Source organism: Mitsuaria chitosanitabida ATCC BAA-476 = NBRC 102408 (genome assembly GCF_001598255.1).
Taxonomy (GTDB): Bacteria; Pseudomonadota; Gammaproteobacteria; order Burkholderiales; family Burkholderiaceae_C; genus Roseateles; species Roseateles chitosanitabidus.
The window spans coordinates 36,034-55,415 of record NZ_BCYP01000004.1 but is presented as its reverse complement, the minus strand read 5'-3'; the positions used below and the strand labels follow the sequence as shown (position 1 = coordinate 55,415).

The 19,382-nt window shown below is 67.3% G+C and carries 16 protein-coding genes; 3 read left to right on the top strand and 13 right to left on the bottom strand.

Annotation, left to right across the window (positions count from 1 at the left end):
• The first annotated feature begins 85 nt into the window (after positions 1–85).
• A complete protein-coding gene (locus tag MCHT01_RS01680) occupies positions 86–2,944 on the top strand; it encodes a TonB-dependent receptor (protein WP_084451588.1) in 2,859 nt (952 codons plus the stop codon).
• A 55-nt stretch (positions 2,945–2,999) separates the two neighbouring features.
• Here the strand turns inward: MCHT01_RS01680 and pyrC are convergent, their stop codons facing one another.
• From pyrC to MCHT01_RS01640, 8 genes are all read right to left on the bottom strand, one after another.
• Positions 3,000–4,034, bottom strand: a complete 1,035-nt coding sequence (gene pyrC, locus MCHT01_RS01675; protein WP_067061518.1) for a dihydroorotase — start codon at positions 4,032–4,034, stop codon at positions 3,000–3,002.
• On the bottom strand, positions 4,018–4,494 hold the full coding sequence (locus tag MCHT01_RS01670) for a hypothetical protein (RefSeq protein WP_148661338.1): 477 nt from the start codon (positions 4,492–4,494) through the stop codon (positions 4,018–4,020). Before MCHT01_RS01670 ends, pyrC begins: the two co-directional genes overlap by 17 nt.
• Before the next feature lie 312 nt (positions 4,495–4,806).
• Positions 4,807–5,541 (bottom strand): amino acid ABC transporter ATP-binding protein, encoded by a 735-nt coding sequence (locus tag MCHT01_RS01665; RefSeq protein WP_067061512.1) that lies wholly within the window; start codon positions 5,539–5,541, stop codon positions 4,807–4,809.
• Between the two features lie 13 nt (positions 5,542–5,554).
• Positions 5,555–6,217, bottom strand: coding sequence for an amino acid ABC transporter permease (locus tag MCHT01_RS01660; protein WP_067061884.1), 663 nt, complete (start codon positions 6,215–6,217; stop codon positions 5,555–5,557).
• Between the two features lie 4 nt (positions 6,218–6,221).
• The gene (locus tag MCHT01_RS01655) at positions 6,222–6,959 is read right to left on the bottom strand and encodes an amino acid ABC transporter permease (RefSeq protein ID WP_067061508.1); all 738 of its coding nucleotides are present in this window, start codon (positions 6,957–6,959) and stop codon (positions 6,222–6,224) included.
• A gap of 146 nt (positions 6,960–7,105) precedes the next feature.
• Positions 7,106–7,999, bottom strand: a complete 894-nt coding sequence (locus MCHT01_RS01650) for an amino acid ABC transporter substrate-binding protein (RefSeq protein ID WP_067061506.1) — start codon at positions 7,997–7,999, stop codon at positions 7,106–7,108.
• 172 nt (positions 8,000–8,171) lie between these two features.
• Positions 8,172–9,101: a LysR substrate-binding domain-containing protein gene (locus tag MCHT01_RS01645; RefSeq protein WP_067061503.1), complete on the bottom strand. Its 930-nt coding sequence runs from the start codon at positions 9,099–9,101 to the stop codon at positions 8,172–8,174.
• 39 nt (positions 9,102–9,140) lie between these two features.
• Entirely contained in the window at positions 9,141–11,018 is a 1,878-nt protein-coding gene (locus MCHT01_RS01640) for an ABCB family ABC transporter ATP-binding protein/permease (protein WP_067061501.1), read from the bottom strand.
• A 73-nt stretch (positions 11,019–11,091) separates the two neighbouring features.
• Here MCHT01_RS01640 and MCHT01_RS01635 point away from each other — a divergent pair, with 73 nt between their 5' ends.
• Positions 11,092–11,568, top strand: a complete 477-nt coding sequence (locus MCHT01_RS01635) for an acyl-CoA thioesterase (RefSeq protein WP_067061881.1) — start codon at positions 11,092–11,094, stop codon at positions 11,566–11,568.
• A 214-nt stretch (positions 11,569–11,782) separates the two neighbouring features.
• A complete protein-coding gene (locus tag MCHT01_RS01630; protein ID WP_067061498.1) occupies positions 11,783–13,123 on the top strand; it encodes a dicarboxylate/amino acid:cation symporter in 1,341 nt (446 codons plus the stop codon).
• A 157-nt stretch (positions 13,124–13,280) separates the two neighbouring features.
• On the opposite strand, the gene MCHT01_RS01625 is transcribed toward MCHT01_RS01630, so the two are convergent.
• The 5 genes from MCHT01_RS01625 to MCHT01_RS01605 form a co-directional block, all read right to left on the bottom strand.
• Positions 13,281–14,042 carry an enoyl-CoA hydratase gene (locus tag MCHT01_RS01625; protein WP_067061495.1) on the bottom strand — a complete coding sequence of 254 codons (762 nt, stop codon included), beginning with the start codon at positions 14,040–14,042 and terminating at the stop codon, positions 13,281–13,283.
• Between the two features lie 54 nt (positions 14,043–14,096).
• On the bottom strand, positions 14,097–14,948 hold the full coding sequence (locus MCHT01_RS01620) for an alpha/beta hydrolase family protein (RefSeq protein WP_067061492.1): 852 nt from the start codon (positions 14,946–14,948) through the stop codon (positions 14,097–14,099).
• A gap of 190 nt (positions 14,949–15,138) precedes the next feature.
• Entirely contained in the window at positions 15,139–16,353 is a 1,215-nt protein-coding gene (locus MCHT01_RS01615) for an acetyl-CoA C-acyltransferase (RefSeq protein WP_067061489.1), read from the bottom strand.
• A gap of 26 nt (positions 16,354–16,379) precedes the next feature.
• Entirely contained in the window at positions 16,380–18,776 is a 2,397-nt protein-coding gene (locus MCHT01_RS01610) for a 3-hydroxyacyl-CoA dehydrogenase/enoyl-CoA hydratase family protein (RefSeq protein WP_067061486.1), read from the bottom strand.
• Positions 18,777–18,882: 106 nt separating this feature from the next.
• Entirely contained in the window at positions 18,883–19,338 is a 456-nt protein-coding gene (locus MCHT01_RS01605) for a DUF2147 domain-containing protein (RefSeq protein ID WP_067061483.1), read from the bottom strand.
• Positions 19,339–19,382: the final 44 nt, after the last annotated feature.

The following is a 19,382-nucleotide window of genomic DNA, read 5'->3' as shown; positions in this document are numbered from 1 at the left end:
GGGGCGCACCCTGTAACGCGTGTGACGCCACTCTCCCTAGACTGGCCCGACAGAGCCATCGCCATCGGCCACAGGGAGTCCCGTCATGACCGTCCGCCATCGCGCCGCGCGCGCGTCCCGTGTCGTTCCCGGTCCCCGATCGAGGCCCGCCGCGACCGCGCCGCGGCCAGCCATCGCGCTCGCCTGCCTGATCGCCCTCGCCGGCCTGTCGATGCCGGCCCGCGCGCAGCAGGCGCCCCCGCCCGAGGGCGCGGCCTCCTCGCCCGACACCGCGCGACCGCAGCAGCTGCAGCGCGTGCAGGTGACCGGCTCGGCGATCAAGCGGCTGGCGGGCGAAGGCGCCCTGCCCGTGCAGACGCTGACCCGCAACGACATCGTCAAGGCCGGCGTGACCACGGCCGCCGAGCTGATGGCCACCGTCTCCGCGATGAGCAACGCGCTCACCGACGGCGTGAGCATCGGCACCGGCGGCTTCAAGGACCAGATGGGCTTCAACTCGGCCAACCTGCGCGGGCTGGGGACCTCGTCCACGCTGGTGCTGCTCAACGGCCGGCGCATGGCCAACTTCGCCTCTCCCGGCGACGACAACGGCGTCGACCTCAACAACATCCCCGCCGCCGCGATCGAGCGCGTCGAGGTGCTGCTGGATGGCGCCTCCGCGATCTACGGGACGGACGCGATCGGCGGCGTCGTCAACTTCATCACCCGCAAGGACTATCAGGGCCTGCAGCTCGACGTCTACGGCGGCGTCGCCGACGAGGGCGGCGCGAGCAAGCGCACCGCCTCCATCGCCGCCGGCCACGGCGACCTGGAGCGCGACGGCTTCAACCTGATGGGCGTGCTGGACTTCCAGCGCACCGGCTCGCTGCGCACCTCGCAGCGCAGATTCATCGACGACCTGCGCATTCCCGAGCGGCTGCCGCATCTGCTGTCCTCGGCCGGCTTCCCCGGCAACATCCGCTTGAGCAGCGACCAGTTCGACTATCTGTCCGACCCGGCCAACGGCTTCACGCTCAACGGGAAGACCATCAGCTCGCGCCAGATCAACCTCAGCGTCCCTCAGTGCCAGCCGCCGCACACGCTCTACCTGCCCGCGGGCATCGGCGGCGTGGACGGCTGCACCTACGACTACATGCGCGATCTGGAGCTCTATCCGAAGACGGACAAGGGCAGCTTCCTGGGCCGCGGCGTGTTCAAGCTCAACGACCAGCACCAGGCCTTCGTCGAGGCCTCGTACTCGCGCAGCAAGAGCTGGTACGTGGGCACCAGCAACCGCATCGACGCGGACCTGGACGTCTCGCTGATCCCGGCGCTGGCCGCGACGGGCCTGGGCGACGCGCTGCCCGACGATCGCCTCATCACCGTGCGCACCCGCATGCTCGAGGCCGGCCCGCGCGCCAGCGAGCTGATCAGCACCGGCAGCCGCGTGGTGGTCGGGATGAACGGCACGATCGGCGCCTGGGATTACGACTGGGGCTTCAATCACAGCCTGAACCGCGTGTCGGACCGGGACGTGCGCGGCTATCTGCCCTACGACGAGACACTGCGGGCCTATGCCGACGGGGTTCTCAATCCCTTCGGGCCGTCGAGCGCGGCGGGGCTGCAGTTCCTGCGGGACAACAACATCGACCAGGAGGTGCGGCACGCGCGAGGCACCATGGACAGCCTGGACCTGAAGGCCTCACGCCCGTTGATGAAGCTGGCGGGCGGCGACCTGGCCGTCGCCGTCGGCGCCGAGCTGCGGCGCGAGCAGGCCTCCTCCGGCGCGAGCGACCTGCTGATCTCGGACAACATCCTGGGCGATCGCAACCCGGGCGACGCGCAGTTCCGCGACCACTCGCGCAAGATCTGGGCGGCCTACGGGGAGCTGCTGGCGCCGCTCACCCAGGCGTGGGAGCTGCAGCTCGCGCTGCGCCATGACCACTATCAGAAGATCGGCTCGACGACGAATCCCAAGCTGGGCCTGCGCTACGCGCCGCTGCGGAACCTGACCTTCCGCGCGTCGGCGGGCACGGGCTTCCGGGCGCCCTCGCTGGACGACCTCTACCGCGCGATCAAGGTCGGCGAGACCGCCACCCTGCCCGATCCGGTCTGCATGAACGAGAACCACGACCTGGGCCTGTGCGCCAACAACTTCGAGACGCGGACCTACTCGAATCCGAACCTGAAGCCGGAGAGGTCGCGGCAGTTCTCGATCGGCGTGCTGTCGGATCCGACGCCGGAGCTCAGCGTCGGGCTCGACTACTGGTACATCGAGAAGCGCAACCTCATCAGCACGCTCGGCGACGACGTGATCCTGGGCAATCTCGACAAGTACGGCGCGCTGGTCCATCGCTACAACCAGGACCAGGGCCTGCCGGGCTGCGACTACGACCCGGAGGATTCGGACATCTGCTACATCGAGCTGCACAAGGAGAACCGGGGCAAGCAGAAGGCCTCGGGACTGGACCTCACCGTGCAGCTGCGCTCGCCGTCGTCGAGCTGGGGCCGATTCAGCGCCAAGCTGGTGGGCACGCTGACGCTGAGCTCGAAGAAGCAGACCGGGGACGGGGATCCCTACATCAGCAACCTCGGGCGCTTCGTCACCGACGGCGTGGTGCAGCGCTGGCGCCATCGCCTGAACCTGGACTGGGCACGCGGGGATTGGAGCGTCAACCTCGCCAACACCTTCTACAGCGGCTACGACGATCAGAACTCGGCCATCGACACGAACACCGGCTCGGTGGTGTCCAGGAACCGGGTGAAGGCCTACTCGCTGTGGGACCTGTCGGGGGGGTGGGACGCGACCTCGGCGCTCTCGCTCCGCGCCGGGTTGAAGAACCTGTTCAACACGGCCCCGCCGTTCTCGAACCAGGCCTACTTCTTCATCTCCGGCTATGACCCGAGCTACACGGATCCGCGGGGACGGTTCTTCTACCTGTCGGCGCAATACCGGTTCAAGTGAGCGCGCTCAAAGCAGAAGGCCCGCTTGCGCGGGCCTTCTGCCGTGGCGATGGTGATCAGTCCATCTTCCAGTGCATCACTTCGCCGCCGCGCAGCGGCTTGAGCTGGGCGGCCTCGCCGAAGGGGACGGACTCGGGCAGCGTCCAGTCGGTCTTGCGCAGGGTGATGCGCGTGGTGTTGCGCGGCAGTCCGTAGAAGTCCGCGCCATGGAAGCTGGCGAAGGCCTCGAGCTTGTCCAGCGCGCCGGCGGCCTCGAAGGCCTCGGCGTAGAGCTCGATCGCGGACAGCGCGGTGAAGCAGCCGGCGCCGCAGACCGAGTTCTCCTTCATCACCGAGGCGTGCGGCGCGCTGTCGGTGCCCAGGAAGAACTTGGGGCTGCCGGAGGTGGCGGCCTGGATCAGCGCCAGGCGGTGCTCCTCGCGCTTGAGCACCGGCAGGCAGTAGTAGTGCGGACGCAGCCCGCCCATGAAGATGGCGTTGCGGTTGTAGAGCAGATGCTGCGGCGTGACCGTCGCGCCGGTGAAGCGGTCGGCGTCGGTGACGTACTGGGCGGCTTCCCTGGTGGTGATGTGTTCGAAGACGACCTTCAGCTCGGGGAAGTCCTTGCGCAGCGGCGTCATCACGCGGTCGATGAAGAAGGCCTCGCGGTCGAAGACGTCGACGTCGCCATCGGTCACCTCGCCGTGCACCAGCAGCAGCAGGCCGGCCTTCTGCATGGCCTCCAGGGTCCGGTAGGTCTTGCGGATGTCGGTCACGCCGGCATCGCTGTTGGTCGTGGCGCCGGCCGGATACAGCTTCAGCGCGACGACGCCCGCGGCCTTCGCGGCGGCGATCTCGTCGGGCGTGGTGCGGTCGGTCAGGTAGAGCGTCATCAGCGGCTCGAAATCGACGCCGGCCGGGACGGCGGCGAGGATGCGCTGGCGATAGGCCTGGGCCTGCTCGGCCGTCGTGATCGGCGGCTTCAGGTTGGGCATCGCGATCGCACGGGCGAATTGGCGCGCGGTGTAGGGGACGACGCTCTGCAGCGCGGCGCCGTCGCGCAGGTGCACGTGCCAGTCGTCGGGACGGATCAGGTCAAGGATGTCGCTCATGGGGCGGGATTGTCGCACCGGGGCCGACGAGAGCAGGGGCGCTCGCCGGTGCCACTGGTGCCACTGGTGCCGAAGGTTTGGCCGGCGTCTCCGCCGACGCCCGCAGCGCGTTGAGCGCCCTCTGCGCATAGGACTGACCGATCTCCTCGACCGGAAGGAAGAGCTTCAACACCCCCGTCGTCAGCATGATCGCGACGACAAGCTTCAGGCCGTTGAGCTCTCCGCGCAGGCCGTCGATCTGTCCTTGCAGGCGACCGATGGCCGCGAGCATGTCCCCGCGAAGGACCTCCATGCGCCCGCCAAGGGTCGCCAGATCGGCTCGCAGCAGGTGCAGTAGCGCATCGTTCTTCGCATCGTGCTCAATGCGGGTCACGTGATCGGGTCGGGGCCTCGCCGCGACCTTCACGACGCGCGCCGCGCGACGCTTGTTGCGGCCATGCCAACGCTGGGTGTTGCTCATCTCCATCCACCTCCGGACCACTCGACCCTCGTGTCGCGAAGGTCAGCCGGCGGAATTCCGCACTTTCACCCTCGCCGATCGTGCGACTCGCCACACACTTCCCGTGCGGTTCCCATCGCGGGAACAGTCATTCTTCGCCGCCCGGTTCGCGACGTCACTGACTTGGAGAGGGCGTTCTGATCGTCGATTCGTGTGGTGAGGCAACACCTGTCCCCGCGGGGGATTGACGGCGAAAGCAAAAAGGCCCGCACCTTGCGGAGCGGGCCTTTCATCGCGACGCGCGCAGCGTCGGCGGATCGTCGATTCAGCGGATCAGTGCTGCAGGATCTTCGCCAGGAAGTCCTTGGCGCGCGGCGAGCGCTCTTCCGGCTTGCCGAAGAACTCGTCCTTGGTGCAGTCCTCGACGATCTTGCCGGCGTCCATGAAGATCACGCGGTTGCTGACCTTCTTGGCGAAGCCCATCTCGTGCGTCACGCACATCATGGTCATGCCTTCGTTGGCCAGCTGCACCATCACGTCCAGCACCTCGCCGACCATCTCGGGGTCCAGCGCGGAGGTCGGCTCGTCGAACAGCATCACGATGGGGTCCATCGACAGCGCGCGCGCGATCGCCACGCGCTGCTGCTGACCGCCCGACAGCTGGCCCGGGAACTTGTCCTTGTGGGCCATCAGACCGACGCGGTCCAGCATCTTCAGGCCGCGCGCCTTGGCGTCGTCCTGCTTGCGGCCCAGCACCTTGACCTGCGCCAGCGTCAGGTTCTCCGTCACCGACAGGTGGGGGAAGAGCTCGAAATGCTGGAACACCATGCCCACGCGCGAGCGCAGCTTGGGCAGGTTGGTCTTGGGGTCGGTCAGCGAGGTGCCGTCCACCACGATGTCGCCGGCCTGGATGGGTTCCAGCGCGTTGACCGTCTTGATCAGCGTGGACTTGCCCGAACCCGACGGGCCGCACACCACCACCACTTCGCCCTTCTTGATGGTCGTGGTGCAGTCGGTCAGGACCTGGAAGGGGCCGTACCACTTGGAAACGTTCTTGATGTCGATCATGGCTTGCAACCCCTCAGCGAATGATGGCGATCTTCTTCTGCAGCCGGCGGACCAGCATGGACAGCGAGAAGCAGATGACGAAGTAGACGGCGGCGGCGACCAGATAGGTCTCCATCGGCCGGTTGAAGTTCTTGCCCGCGACCTCGAAGCCCTTGAGCAGGTCATAGGCGCCGATCGCGTAGACCAGCGAGGTGTCCTGGAACAGCACGATGGTCTGCGTCAGCAGCACGGGCAGCATGTTGCGGAAGGCCTGCGGCAGCACCACCAGGCCCATGGTCTGGCGGTAGCTCATGCCCAGCGCGTAGCCCGCGAAGACCTGGCCCTTGGACACCGACTGGATGCCCGCGCGCATGATCTCCGAGTAGTACGTCGCCTCGAACAGCGTGAAGGTGATCAGCGCCGTCTTCTCCGCGCCCAGCGGGCCCGCGATGTACGGGATCAGCAGGAAGAACCACAGGATCACCATCACCAGCGGGATCGAGCGCAGCGTGTCGACGTAGATCGCCGCCGGCTTCTCCAGCCACCACTTGCCCGACAGGCGCATCAGCGCGAGCACCGTGCCCAGCAGGATGCCGCCGAGCATGGCCGAGAACGTCAGCTGGATCGAGAACCACAGGCCCTTGGCCACGAAGGCCGAGAGCACGTCCCAGGTCAGGAACGAGAAATCGAGCTGCATCATGTCACTTGGCCCCCAGGATGCCGGGCACGCGCACCCAGATCTCGATCAGCTTGGCCACGCGGTTGATCGCGTACGCCGAGATGAAGTACAGCAGCGTCACCGGCAGGAAGATCTGCACGAAGCTCGACTGCTCCGACGCCTGCTGCGCGAACTGCGCCAGGTCGGGAATGCTCACCGCGAAGGCCACCGCCGAGTTCTTGACGATGTTCATGCTCTCGCTGGTCAGCGGCGGAATGACGATGCGGAAGGCCATCGGCAGCAGCACGTGGCGATAGGTCTGCGGCAGCGTCAGGCCCAGCGCCTGGCCCGCGTAGCGCTGGCCCTTGGGCAGGGTCTGGATGCCGGCCTTGACCTGCTCGGCGATGCGCGCCGAGGTGAACAGGCCGATGGCGGTGATCACCAGCACCGCCGGGGGCACGCTGGCCAGCGCGGGGAACAGGCGCGGGATCACGTGGTACCAGATGAAGAGCTGGACGATCAGCGGGATGTTGCGGAAGAGCTCCGTCCACGCCTCGCCGAACATCGCGAGCTTCCTGTTCGGCACGGTCCGCAGCACGCCGATCAGCGAGCCGGCGACCAGCGCCACCAGCAGGCCCAGCACCGAGACGGTCATCGTCCAGCCCCAGGCGTGGACCATCGCGTCCAGGTAAGTCTCATAACCGGGGGCACCGAAACACTTCGGCGCGACCTCCTCGGTCACCATGTCTGTGCAGTACAGCTGCCAATCCCAACTTGCCATGGCGGGCTCCATCCATCAATGCAAAGGGCCGCCTCATGCGCCGCGGCCCCCGGTGCGCGAGGCCTCCACGAAGGGAGGCTTCGCGCGATCATGCGGCCTTTGCGACAAGGCGCCCCGCGGGGCGCCTTGCGCTCAGGTCATCGCGATCACTTCTTCGCGTATTCCTCGACCGGCTTGTCGTTCGGGTTCGCCCAAGCGTTCTTGGTCGCTTCCGTCGCCGGCAGGCCGACCTTGGTGTTGGTCGGGGGGATCGGCTGGATGAACCACTTGTCATACAGCTTGGCGATCTCGCCGGACTTCATCATCGCCTTGATGCTGTCGTCCACGGCCTTCTTGAAGGTCGGGTCGTCCTTGCGGATCATGATGGCGATCGGCTCGACCGACAGCACTTCGCCGACGATCTTGAAGTCCGCCGGGTTGCGCGACTTGGCGATGTTGCCGGCCAGGATCTGGCCGTCCATCACGAAGGCGTCGGCGCGGCCCGACTCGAGCAGCAGGAAGCTGTCGGCGTGGTCCTTGCCCAGGACTTCCTTGAAGTCGACGCCGTTGGCGCGCTCGTGCTTGCGCAGCAGCTGGACCGAGGTCGTGCCGGTGGTCGTCGCGACGGTCTTGCCGTTGAGCTGACCGATCGAGGTGATGCCGGAGTTGGCCTTCACCGCGATGCGCACTTCCTCGACGTAGGTCGTGACGGCGAAGGCCACGTCCTTGCCGCGGGTGGCGTTGTTGGTGGTGGAGCCGCACTCGATGTCCACGGTGCCGTTCTGCACCAGCGGCACGCGGTTCTGCGAGGTCACCGGCAGGTACTTGATGTCCAGCTTGGCCAGGCCCAGCTGCTTCTGCACATCGGCCAGCACGCGTTGGCAGATCTCGACGTGGTAACCCACGTACTTGCCATCGCCCAGCGTGTACGACAGCGCGCCCGAGGACTCGCGCACGCCCATGGTCACGCTGCCTGTGTCCTTGATCTTCTTGAGCGTGTCGGCTTGCGCCACGCCAACCAACGCCGCGCCAAGGGCCAGGACTAGCAATGCCTTCTTCATAGTTGCTCCTGCGTGTTCGGATTCAAAAGGGGATTCGAAGCGAATCCAAAGCGATTCGAGAGAGGTGCGAACGGGTAGCCGTTCAACCGGCGAAGCAGACCATGAGCGACTGCTTTGCTGGGTAGGGAGTATCACGCATCTCCGTCTGTTGCGCGGCTTACATATGCAGGTTTCATGCCCGATCGGAGTCAGCCTGAGTGAGGAAGCTCCAGAGCGCCTGCGCCACCGGTTTCACCCGTCGTGTCGCGCCCTGGCGCTCGCGGTACATGCGCAGCTCCATGTTGAGCTCGTACTGCCCGGGTTCGGCCGCGCGTACCAGGCGCCGCGCCTTGACTTCCTTCTTCACCGAGGAGGCGGGGAGGAAGGCCAGGCCATGACCCTCCATGGCCATGGCCTTGAGGCTCTCGGCCATGTCGGTCTCGAAGACCGATTCCAGGTTCAGCGGCTGGGCCGAGTCCTTGACGATGAGTTCCACCAATCGCCCGAGATAGGCCCCCGAGGCATAGCTCAAGAAGGGGATCTTGTGACCGGGGTGTCCGGAAATCCGGAACATCGGCGCGCCGGTTGTGTCAGCTTTCGCATAGGCGGCCAGCGTCTCGTGGCCGAGCGAGACCGATTCATAGCGCTCGGGGTCGAGCTGCAGTGGCTGGCTGGGGTGGTGGTAGACGACCAGCAGGTCGCAGTTGCCTTCGCTGAGTTGCAGCGTCGCGTCGTGCACGTTCAGCGCGTTGAGCCGGCACTTCACCTCGCCGAAGCGCTGGCGCAGCTCCATCAGCCAGTGCGGGAAGAAGCTGAACGAGAGCGAGTGCGGAACGGCGAACTCGATCATGTCCTGACCCGCCGACTGGTGGCTGCGCAGCATGTTGCGCGTGGCCTGCAGGTTGCCGAGCAGGTCCACGGCCTGGCCCAGCAGCGTCTCGCCGGCGGCGGTCAGCCGCGTCGGATAGGACGAGCGATCCACCAGGTCCACACCGGCCCAGGCCTCCAGCGCCTGGATGCGCCGCGAGAACGCCGGCTGCGTGACGTGCCGCAATTGAGCCGAGCGGGAGAAGCTGCGCGTCTCCGCCAGGCTCACGAAATCTTCAAGCCATTTGGTTTCCACGGGCCGGGAGTTTAGCCCTCGCGCCGCGGCCGGGGCACATCAGCCCTGCCCGCCGCGCGCGTCCGCGACCGCGACGTCGGGCTTGGCGTCGAGTGCGGAATCCCGCCCATCCTGCTGCAGCGCCCACATCTGCGCATAGCGCCCGCGGCGCGCGAGCAGCGCGCCATGCGTGCCGCGCTCGATGATCTGGCCCTGTTCCATCACCAGGATCTCGTGGGCGTCGACCACGGTGGAGAGCCGGTGCGCGATCACCAGCACCGTCTTGTCGCGCGCGGCGGCCTCGAGCTCGGCCTGGATGGCGCGCTCGTTGCGCGAGTCCAGCGCGGAAGTCGCCTCGTCGAAGATGAGCAGCGGCGGGTCCTTGAGCAGTGTGCGGGCGATCGCCACGCGCTGCTTCTCGCCGCCGGAGAGCTTGAGCCCGCGCTCGCCCACCATGGTCTGGTAGCCCTGCGGCAGGCTGAGGATGAAGTCGTGGATGTGGGCGGACTTCGCGGCGGCCTCGATCTCGTCGGTCGTCGCCTCGGGCCGGCCGTAGGCGATGTTGTAGGCGATGGTGTCGTTGAACAGCACCGTGTCCTGCGGGACGATGCCGATCGCCCGGCGCAGGCTGTGCTGCGTGACCTCGGACAGCGGCTGGCCGTCGATCTCGATGCGGCCGGTGCCCACGTCGTAGAAGCGGTACAGCAGGCGCGCCAGCGTGCTCTTGCCCGAGCCGCTCGGCCCCACGACCGCCACCTTCTTCCCCGCCGGGATCTCCAGGCTGACGCCCTTGAGGATGGGGCGCTGCGGCTCGTAGGCGAAATGCACGTCGTGGAAGCGCACCGCGGCACCGGCGACCCGCAGCTCGCGCGCGCCGGGCGCGTCGGCGACCTCGCGCTCGCGGGCGAGCAGCCCGAACATCTTGTCCAGGTCGGTCAGGCTCTGCTTGATCTCGCGGTAGATCACGCCCAGGAAGTTGAGCGGGATGTAGAGCTGGATCATGAAGGCGTTGATCATGACCAGGTCGCCCAGGCTCATGCGGCCGTCGACCACGCCCTGCGTGGCGCGCCACAGCATGGCCACCAGCGCGCTGGCGATGATCAGCTGCTGACCGCTGTTGAGCAGCGACAGCGTGCGCTGCGCCTTGAGCTGCGCGCGGCGCAGCTGCTCCAGGCTCTGGTCGTAGCGGGCGGCCTCGAAGTCCTCGTTGTTGAAGTACTTCACCGTCTCGTAGTTCAGCAGCGAGTCGATGGCCTTGCTGTGGGCCTTGGAGTCGAGCTCGTTGAGCTGGCGGCGGTACTTCGTGCGCCACTCGGTGACCATCACCGTGAAGCCGATGTAGAAGACCAGCGCCGCGCCGGTGATCCACGCGAACAGCGCGTCGAACTTCACCGCCAGCAGGCTCAGCACCAGCACCACCTCGACCAGCGTCGGGAAGATGCTGTAGAGCGAGTACGAGATCAGCGCCTGCACCGCGCGTGTGCCGCGCTCGATGTCACGGGTCATGCCGCCGGTCTGGCGCTCCAGGTGGAAGCGCAGGCTCAGGTCGTGCAGGTGGCGGAAGACCTCCAGCGAGATGCTGCGCGAGGCGCCCTCGGTGGCCTTGGCGAAGATCAGCTCGCGCAGCTCGGTGAAGAGCGAGGTGCACAGGCGCAGCGCGCCGTAGGCGATCAGCAGGCCCACCGGCACCACGAGCAGTGCCTGCGCGCTGCCGGCCGGGATGCCCAGGCTGTCGACCAGGCGCTTGAGCAGCAGCGGCACGCCGACGTTGGCCAGCTTGGCGCCGATCATGAAGGCGAGCGCGATGGCGACGCGCCAGCGATAGGTCCAGAAATAGGGGAGCAGGCGGGCGACGGTCTGCCAGTCGCCGCGTTTCTCGCCCGGCGCGGTGGAGGGATGGCCCGGCGAGGCGGACCCGGCAAGGGTGGAACGGCGCATGGATTCGAAGCGGGGTCGTGTGCTCTGGCGCGTGCTGGACGACAATGGCCGGCATTGTCACCGTTTGCCGATCATGAGCGACTCCACCGCCTCCAATCCCGCTTCGGCCGCCGCCGCCTCGGCCGCCACCACGCTGCCCACGACCACCTCCTCCACGCTCTCGCCCGAGACCATCGGTCCGCGCGAGCTGGTGATGCGCGTGATGCCGATGCCGGCCGATGCCAACGGCAACGGCGACATCTTCGGCGGCTGGATCATGGCGCAGGTCGACCTGGCCGGGTCGGTGCTGCCGCTGCGCATCTCGCGCGGCCGCGTCGCCACCGTGGCGGTGAACGAGTTCATCTTCAAGCAGCCGGTGTCCATCGGCGACCTGCTGAGCTTCTATGCCCAGGTCACCCGCATCGGCCGCACGTCGATCAGCGTGCATGTGGAGGTCTTCGCCGAGCGCAACCCGGCCAACCCGCATGTGGTGAAGGTGACCGAGGCCAACTTGACCTACGTGGCCATCGACCGCGAGGGCAAGCCGCGCGCGTTCGCGCAGCAGGCCTGACCGGTCCTGGCGGGCGCTGGCCGTGACGGTCCGGCGCCCCAGGAGCGTGCCGGACGGCGGTCCGTGGACAGGGTGTGCGACCAGGGTCAAGCCCACCAGGGTTTGTACGTAGATCCCGCAGACACCGCATTTTTGTGGGTGGGATACTGATTTGCTGCGCTCTCGTGCCAGCAGGCCGTGAGGGCAACCCGCATCGTCCCGGAGCTGTTACGCCATGCTGACCCCCTCTTCCTCCGCCACGCCGGTCGTGCCCGTGCCGTGGTACCGCCACCTTTACCTGCAGGTGATCGTGGCGATCGTGATCGGCATCCTGCTCGGCTACTTCGAGCCGAAGTTCGCCGTCACGCTGCAGCCGTTGGGCGACGCCTTCATCAAGCTCGTGAAGATGATCATCGCCCCGGTGATCTTCCTGACCATCGTGACCGGCATCGCGAGCATGACGCAGCTGAGCCGCGTGGGCCGGGTGTTCGGCAAGGCGATGGTGTACTTCCTGTTCTTCTCGACGCTGGCGCTGATCGTCGGCCTGATCGTGGCGAACGTGGTGCAGCCGGGCGCCGGCATGAACGTGAACGTCGCGGACCTGGACCAGAAGGAAGTCCACCGCTACGTCGAGAAGACGCATGACCTGACCCTGGTCGGCTTCCTGATGGACGTGATCCCGAAGTCGCTGATCGGCGCGCTGGCGGACGGCAACATCCTGCAGACGCTGTTCGTGGCGGTGCTGTTCGGCGTGTCGCTGGCGCTGGTGGGCGAGCGCGGCAAGCCGGTGCTGACCTTCTTCGAATCGCTGACCGCGCCCGTGTTCCGCATGGTGCACATCCTGATGAAGGCGGCCCCGATCGGCGCGCTCGGCGCGATGGCCTTCACCATCGGCAAGTACGGCGTGGCCGCGCTGCTCAACCTGGGCATGCTGGTGGGCAGCTTCTACCTGACCGCGCTGGCCTTCGTGCTGATCGTGCTGGGCGTGGTGGGCAAGCTGTGCGGCTTCTCGGTGATCAAGCTGATCCGCTACCTGAAGGCCGAGCTGCTGCTGGTGCTGGGCACTTCCTCGTCGGAGTCGGCGCTGCCGTCGCTGATGGAGAAGATGGAGAAGGCCGGCTGCGAGAAGACGGTGGTGGGCCTGGTCGTGCCGACGGGCTACTCGTTCAATCTGGACGGAACCAACATCTACATGACGCTGGCGGCGCTGTTCATCGCGCAGGCCACGAACACCGACCTGACGCTGGGTCACCAGATCACGCTGCTGCTGGTGGCGATGCTGAGCTCCAAGGGCGCGGCGGGCGTGACAGGCGCGGGCTTCATCACGCTGGCGGCGACGCTGTCGGTGGTGCCGGAGGTGCCGGTGGCCGGCATGGCGCTGATCCTGGGCGTGGACCGCTTCATGTCGGAGTGCCGCTCGCTGACCAACTTCATCGGCAACGCGGTCGCGACGATCGTGGTGTCGAAGTGGGAGAACGCGCTGGACCACGACGCACTGGACCGCGCGCTGTCGGGCCAGACCATCGATTCGGACGACCTGCCGGTGCGCAGCGCCAGTCCGGCCGAAACGGCCTGAGTCGCCGAGCGTCCACCAGCGCCCCGCGCGCTGATCGACTGAGACGGGCCCCGCGGGGCCCGTCGGCGTTTGCGCAGATCCCCATGCAAGAAGGGCGCCCCTCGGCGCCCTTCGTCTCCGCGATCTCGTCGCGCGCGCGGCCTGTCGGCCGCGCCCCTCAGAACTTCGAGAAGTCCGGCTGGCGCTTCTGGAAGAAGGCCTGGAAGGCTTCCATCGCTTCCGGGCTGCGCAGACGGGCGCTGAAGATCTCGGCCTCGGCCTGGATCTGTTCCAGCAGCTGGTCCTTGGTCGCGCGGCGCATCAGCTGCTTGCTCTCGCGCACGGCGCTCGGTGCCAGCTTGTTGAAGCGCTCGGCCGTGCGGCGCGCCTGCGCCACCACTTCGCCCGCCGGCAGCACCGCGTTGGCGATGCCGCATTCCACGGCCTGCTCGCCGGTGAAGGGGTCGCCCAGCAGGATCTTCTCGGCCGCACGGCGCGGGCCCATCAGGCGCGGCACCAGCAGGCTGGAGCCGAACTCGGGCACCAGGCCCAGGCTCACGAAGGGCATCGCCAGGCGCGCGTCGTCGGCCACGTAGACGAAGTCGCAGTGCAGCAGCAGCGTCGTGCCGATGCCGATCGCCGCGCCGTTCACCGCCGCCACGACGGGCTTGTCGCAATTGATCATCGCGCGCATGAACTGGAACACCGGCGCGTTCTCGTCCCGCGGCGGGCTGCCCATGAAGTCCTCGATGTCGTTGCCGGAGGTGAAGATCCCCGGCTGGCCCTGGATCAGCACCGCGCGCACCGCGTTGTCCGCGTTGGCGGCGACCAGCGCGTCGGCCATCTCCTGGTACATCGCGCGGGTCAGCGCGTTCTTCTTCTCGGGGCGTGCGATCTCGATGGTCTGCACGCCGTTCACGGTGGCGGTCTTGATGCTCATGGAGCGATCTCCTCGTTATGGATGACCGTGGGTCTCACGGTCGAATGGCCGCGATCATGCCAGCCACGCGCTCACCTGCGGCCACAGGCTGCGCTCGAAACGGTCGCGGAAGAATCCGAAATGGCCGATGCGGCGCTCGCCGACGTCCTTGGGCGCGATGCGGCGCAGCTCGGGCCGCGCGCCGGCGTAGAAGCCGTGCAGCGACTCGGTGTTGCGACGCGACATGAACTCGTCGTCGGTGAAGGCCAGGGACAGCATCGGCACCCGCAGCGCCGCGTACTGGCGCTTGAGGGCTTCGCCGCCCTCGCCCATCATGTACTCGCGATCGAGGCACCAGCGTCGCCATTGCGCCATCACGCCGCGCGGCAGGTCGCCGACCTTGCGCAGCTTGCGGCCCGGGAAGTAGCCGAAGAGCGGCAGCGCCAGGGGGACGATCACGTACCAGAGCCACCAGACGTAGCGGCGCAGGGCCAGCGAGTTCTCGCGCCAGTAGCCGCTGCCGCAGCCCACGGTCACGGCGCGGGAGACGCGGGACCGGTTGGGCAGCATGCCCAGGATCTGTCCGCCCAGGCTGTGGCCGAGCCAGTGGATCTCGCGGTCGTCGCCCAGCAGCTTGTCCAGGTGGGACAGGGCTGCGGCGGCGTCGTGCTCGGCCCAGGTGTGGATGTCGGCGTCGAGACCGCGCAGCGAGCGCTTCATGGCCTCGGGCCGGGAGGCGCCCATGCCGCGGTAGTCGAAGCTGAGCACCAGCCAGCCCTGTTGCGCCATCCAGCGCGCGAAGGCGGCGTAGTAGCGCTGCTCGACGCCCATCGCGGGAGCGATCAGCAGGCCCGCCTTGGCAGTGGCGGGGTCACCGTAGAGGTGACCCTGGAGCTCGAAGCCGTCATCCGTTTGGAAACTGATCATCGTGATCTCCAGAGCCCGAAGACCCTCACCCCTGCCCTCTCCCGCAAGCGGGAGAGGGAGCAAGAGCGCGCTTGGCCTTGTCGCGAGCATCCCGTCCTGCCACCTCTCCCGCTTGCGGGAGAACCCCGGTCCTGCCCCCTCTCCCGCTTGCGGGAGAGGGTTGGGGTGAGGGTCTTCGCGGTCGGTGTGCTTACAGCCGCTCGATGATGCCGGCGGCACCCTGGCCGGCGCCGACGCACATGGTGACCATGCCGTACTTCGCGCCCGTGCGACGCAGCCCATGAATCACCGACGCCGCGCGGATCGCGCCCGTCGCGCCCAGCGGGTGGCCCAAGGCGATCGCGCCGCCATTCGGGTTCACCTTCGAGCGGTCCAGCACGATGCCCTTGCTGTCCAGGTCGTTCAGCACGGCCAGCGACTGCGCCGCGAAGGCCTCGTTCAGCTCGATCCAGCCCAGGTCCTCGGCCTTGATGCCGGCCAGCTTCAGCGCGGCCGGAATCGCCTCGATCGGGCCGATGCCCATGATCTCCGGCGGCACGCCACGCACGGCGAAGGACACGAAACGCGCCAGCGGCGTCAGGCCGAAGCGCTTCACCGCGGCTTCCGACGCGACGATCAGCGCGCCCGCGCCGTCCGAGGTCTGCGAGCTGTTGCCCGCCGTGACGCTGCCCTTGGCGGCGAACACCGGCTTCAGCTTCGCCAGGCCTTCCATCGACGTGTCCTTGCGCGGACCTTCGTCGATGTCGACGATGCGCGACTTCACGATCACGCCGTCACCGTTCAGATCCGGCTGACGGTCCTTCAGCTCGAACGGGGTGATCTCGTCCTTGAAGAAGCCGCCTTCGATCGCGGCCAGCGCGCGGCGGTGCGATTCGAGCGCGAACTCGTCCTGCGCCTGACGCGAGACCTTCCACTTGTCGGCGACCTTCTCGGCCGTCAGACCCATGCCGTAGGCCAGGCCGATGTTCTCGTCGCGCTCGAAGATCGCGGGCGGGAACGAAGGCTTGTTGCCGCCCATCGGCACCATCGACATCGACTCCACGCCGCCGGCGATCATCACTTCGGATTCACCGACGCGGATGCGGTCCGCCGCCATCGCCAGGGCGGTGATGCCCGAGGCGCAGTAGCGGTTCACCGTCACGCCGCCGACCGTGTTCGGCAGGCCCGACAGGACCGCCGCCACGCGGGCGATGTTCATGCCCTGCTCCCCTTCCGGGAAGGAGCAGCCGATGATCGCGTCCTCGATGACCGACGGGTCCAGACCCGGGACCTGGGCCATCGCGGCCTGGATCACGCGGGACAGCATCTCGTCCGGACGGGTGTTCTTGAAGTAGCCCCGGCCCGACTTGCCGATCGGCAGACGGGTGGCGGCGCAGATGTAGGCGTCTTGAACTTGCTTGCTCATGATGTGTTCCTTGTGTGCCGCTCGGCTCAATTACGCACCGGCTTGCCGGTCTGCAGCATTCCCATGATTCGCTCTTGAGTCTTGGGGTGCTCCAGCAGCGAGCAGAAGTGCTTGCGCTCCAGCGACATCAGGTATTCCTCGGTCACCAGCGAGCCGGCTTCGACTTCACCGCCGCAGACCACGTCCGCGATCAGCGAGGCCAGATGGAAGTCGTGCGCGCTGATGAAGCCGCCGTCGCGCATGTTGGCCAGCGAGGACTTCACCGTGGCGATGCCCGAACGGCCCGCCACCGGGAACTTGGCGCGCAGCGGCGCGCGGTAGCCCGAGTCCGCCATCGCCTTGGCCTGCGCCGTGGCGACGAACAGCAGCTCGTCCTTGTTGGGGACGATGATGTCGCTGTCCAGCAGGTAGCCCAGCTTCTGCGCTTCCAGCGCGGAGGTCGCCACCTTGGCCATCGCGGCGTTGGTGAAGCCGTCCTTCAGGAAGGCGAAGATGTCCGCGTTGGCGTTGCCGGCCGCGGCCATTTCCGCCGCGCGACGCGCGATGTAGGTCAGACCGCCGCCGCCCGGGATCAGGCCCACGCCGACTTCGACGAGACCGACATAGGACTCCATGTGCGCGACACGGCGGGCGCAATGCACCGCCAGCTCGCAGCCGCCGCCCAGCGCCAGACCGCGCATCGCGGCCACGACCGGGACGTTGGCGTAGCGCACGCGCAGCATCATGTCCTGCAGCTTCTTCTCTTCCGGGGCGATGCCCTTGGCGCCCTTGGTCATGAAGACCGGCATCAGCGCTTCCAGGTTGGCGCCGGCGGAGAACACGTCGTCCGGCGACCAGATCACCAGGCCCTTGTACTTCGCTTCCGCGATCTCGACGGCCTTGAGGATGCCTTCGGTCACCGTCGGGCTGATCAGGTGCAGCTTGCAGTTGATCGAGGCGATCAGCACCTCGCCGTCGTTCGACCAGACGCGCACTTCCTCGTTCTTGAACTCCTCGGTGCCCGACTTCAGCGGCTCGACCGCGCCGTCGCCGACCAGCGACTCGGGGAAGGCCTGGCGCTCATAGACCGGCAGCTTGGCGCGCGGCTTGAACCTGCCTTCCTTGGCGCTCCAGGAACCGTCCTTCGAGTGCACGCCGCCGTTCTCGGCCACCGGACCTTCGAAGACCCAGGCGGGCAGCGGCGCCGACGACAGCGTCTTGCCTGCGTCGATGTCGGCCTTGACCCACTCGGCGACCTGCTTCCAGCCGGCGGCTTGCCACAGCTCGAACGGACCTTGCTGCGAGCCGAAGCCCCAGCGCATCGCGAAGTCGATCTCGCGCGCGGTGTCGGCGACGGTGTCCAGATGGACGGCGACGTAGTGGAAGGAGTCGCGCAGGATGGACCACAGGAACTGGGCCTGCGGGTTGGTCGATTCGCGCAGCAGCTTGATGCGGTCGGCGGGCTGCTTCTTCAGCATGCGCGCGACGATCTCCTCGGCCTTGCCGCCGCCGGCGACGTATTCACCGGTGGCGAAGTCCAGGCGCTGGATGTCCTTGCCGACCTTCTTGTAGAAGCCCGCGCCGGCCTTCTGGCCCAGCGCGCCCTTCTCGATCAGACCGGCCAGCACCTTGGGCGTGGCATAGGTCGAGTAGAAGGGGTCGTCCTTCAGGTTGTCCTGCATGGTCTTGACGACGTGGGCCATCGTGTCCAGGCCCACCACGTCCGCGGTGCGGAAGGTGCCCGACGAGGCGCGACCCAGCTTCTTGCCGGTCAGGTCGTCGACGACGTCCACGGACAGGCCGAACTTCTCGGCCTCGATCATCGTGGCCATCATGCCGGCGATGCCGACGCGGTTGGCGACGAAGTTGGGCGTGTCGTTGGCGCGCACGACGCCCTTGCCCACGGCCGTGGTCACGAAGCTCTCGAGCTGATCGATGACTTCAGGATTGGTGGTCGGGGTGTTGATCAGCTCGACCAGGTACATGTACCGGGGCGGGTTGAAGAAGTGGATGCCGCAGAAGCGCGGCTTGATCGACTCCGGCAGCACTTCCGACAGCTTGGTGATCGACAGGCCGGAGGTGTTGGACGCGACGATGGCGTGCGGCGCGACGAACGGAGCGATCTTGGTGTACAGATCCAGCTTCCAGTCCATGCGCTCTGCGATGGCCTCGATGATCAGGTCGCAGTCCTTGAGCAGCTCCAGGTGCTCCTCGTAGTTGGCCTGCTGGATCAGCGCGGCGTTCTCGGCCACGCCCAGCGGCGCCGGCTTGAGCTTCTTCAGACCGTCGACGGCCTTGGTGACGATGCCGTTCTTCGGGCCTTCCTTGGCGGGCAGGTCGAACAGCACGACCGGCACCTTCACGTTGACCAGATGGGCGGCGATCTGCGCGCCCATCACGCCGGCGCCGAGCACGGCGACCTTGCGAACTTGGAATCGACTCATGGTTTCTCCAATCAACATCACGCGGATGTAAGAACTCTTCGGTGGCCCGCCCGTCGCCGTGGCGGCGGGCCGGGGGGGGCGGCCTCGGGGGCCGCCGGATCGGTGATCACTCGACGCGGATCCAGGTCTGTGTACGACCCAGCAATGGCATGCCGATGAAACCGCGCACTTCCAGCTTCTTGCCGCCGTCGACGGGCTTCAGACGCACCCGGTAGACCTTGCCGTTGCTCGGGTCCAGGATGTCGCCACCGTCCCACAGCTCGGCGTCGCCGGTGTTCTTCTTGACGTTGCGGATGATGGTCATGCCGATGATGGGTTGACCCTTGCGATCGTCCTCGCAGTCGTCGCACTTGGCGGCCTGCTTGGTCGGATCGGTGATCTTCTCGATCTTGCCCATCAGCACGCCGCCGACCTCGCTGATGCGCACCGTCGAGCGCTCCTGCTTGGTGTCGTCGTCGATGGTCTTCCAGACGCCCACCGGCGAGGTGGCGGACTGGGCCAGTGCCAGGTTGGCGGACAGGCCGAGCCCCAGGGCGACGGCGGTGGCGAACAGCGGTTTCATCGTGTCTCTCTCCGATTTCTTGTGGACTGCTGCGGCGGCGCGGG